Origin of the sequence: Frankia canadensis (assembly GCF_900197875.1) — a bacterium.
GTDB lineage: Bacteria > Actinomycetota > Actinomycetes > Frankiales > Frankiaceae > Frankia > Frankia canadensis.
The window spans coordinates 1-1,744 of record NZ_FZMO01000406.1; the positions used below are offsets into that span (position 1 = coordinate 1).

A 1,744-nucleotide genomic window follows, 5' to 3' on the forward strand; every position below is an offset into this window, starting at 1 on the left:
CCACCGTTGCGGCCCCGCCGGCCACTGTGCCGGCCCCGCCCGCCACCGGGCAGAGCGCGTTCGCCACCGCGGTGGTCGCGGCGACGAACCAGCAGCGACGGGCGGCCGGCTGCGGCGACCTGACCGTCGACGCGGTGCTCACCAGCGTGGCGCAGGCGCACAGCGCGGACATGGCCACGGCCAACTACTTCAGCCACAACAGCCAGGACGGCCGCACCCCGTTCGACCGGATCACGGCGGCGGGCTTCTCGTTCTCCGTCGCCGCGGAGAACATCGCCGCCGGCCAGCGGGACCCGGCCGCCGTGATGCAGGCGTGGATGAACAGCCCCGGACACCGCGCGAACATCCTCAACTGTGCCCTGACCCGCATCGGTGTCGGCGTCGCGAACGGCGGCACCTACGGCGTCTACTGGACCCAGGATTTCGGGACGCCCCGCCGATGACGGCACGGTGAGAAGGTGCCCCGGATCGGTGACGGTCGCCTGATCCCCGAGTGACGATCCGGTGACGGCCACGGGGAGGGGCGGTGCCAGCCTGACCCGCGGGACGTCCGCGTCCGTGGCCGGGTGTATCCCGTAGGGTCTGGACATCGTCGCCGACGGCGGCCCGGGTGTCGCGTGCACCGGGCGGGCCGGGCGGCGGCGGTCGCGACAGCGCCGTCGGCGCGGGCGGCCCCGGCGCGGGCGCCCCGGGCAGGAGGAGAGACCGTGGTTCGGGCGGTGGTCACCGGCGCGGCCGGTTTCCTCGGCGGGGCGCTGACCCATGCGCTGCGCCGGCAGGGGTTCGAGGTCGTCGCGCTGGACATCCGCCGGTCACCCGGCGTCGTCCAGGCCGACGTCACCCGGCCGGGGGAGTGGGAGCGGGCGCTCGAGGGCGCCGCCCTGGTCGTCCACGCGGCCGCCGTCGGGACCGGTGGGGTCGCCGAACTCACCCCGGTGCGGCCGGGACGTGCCGGCGCGCCGGTCCGGGTACCACCCGCGGAGGTCCGCCGGGTCGCGATCGGCGGTACGGCATCGCTGCTCGACGCGGCGACCCGGGCCGGCGTCGATCGGTTCCTGCATCTGTCCTGCGTGGATGTCCTGTCCCGGCCGCCGTCGTCCACCCCGGCCGGGGCCGCCGGGTCCCCGCGCGCCAGCGCGGACGGGCCGCTGCTCGACGAGTTCTCTCCCGTCGGCCTGACCGGGGACGCCCGCGCCGACGCCCTCGCGGCCGCCGAGCAGGCGGTCGGCTCCGCCGCCGCGCACGGGCTCGGCGCCACCGTCCTGCGCATCGGTGACGCCTACGGCCCGCGGGCCGGCCGGTGGACCCTGTGGCCGGTGCTGTTGCTGCGGGCCGGCCGATTCGTGCTGGTCGGCGGCGGGCGCGGGCTCGTCAGCCCCGTGCATGTCGACGACGTCGTCGACGCGGTCACGACGGTGGCCGCCGCGGACCGCGAGGCCGTCGCCGGCACGGTGCTGCACGTCACCGGCGGCGCGCCGGTGAGCGCCGCCGAGTTCTTCGGCTGGTACAGCCGGATGCTCGATCTGCCGGCGCCCCGCTCGGTGCCCGCCCGCGTGTTCGAGGCCGTCGGCGCCCTGGACCGCGTCCGCGCGCTGGCCCACGGGTCCACCGAGCCGGGGTCGCGCGGCGCGCCGGGCGTCGCCCCGACGGCCGGCGATCCGACGGACGTCCTGGTCGCGGACCGGGGCGGCGGCATGTCGGGGCCCGCGGCGGAGCAGGGGCAGGCGGCGTGGGCCCCGACATG

At 77.6% G+C, this 1,744-nt stretch carries 2 protein-coding genes; both read left to right on the plus strand.

Translation table 11 applies throughout. From position 1 onward, the window contains the following. On the plus strand, positions 1 to 443 hold a 443-nt coding region (locus C1A33_RS24730; protein WP_133150814.1), incomplete at its 5' end, for a CAP domain-containing protein. Between the two features lie 264 nt (positions 444 to 707). Beyond that, positions 708 to 1,744 (plus strand): NAD-dependent epimerase/dehydratase family protein (locus tag C1A33_RS24735; RefSeq protein ID WP_101833772.1); only part of this gene is annotated, 1,037 nt, incomplete at its 3' end.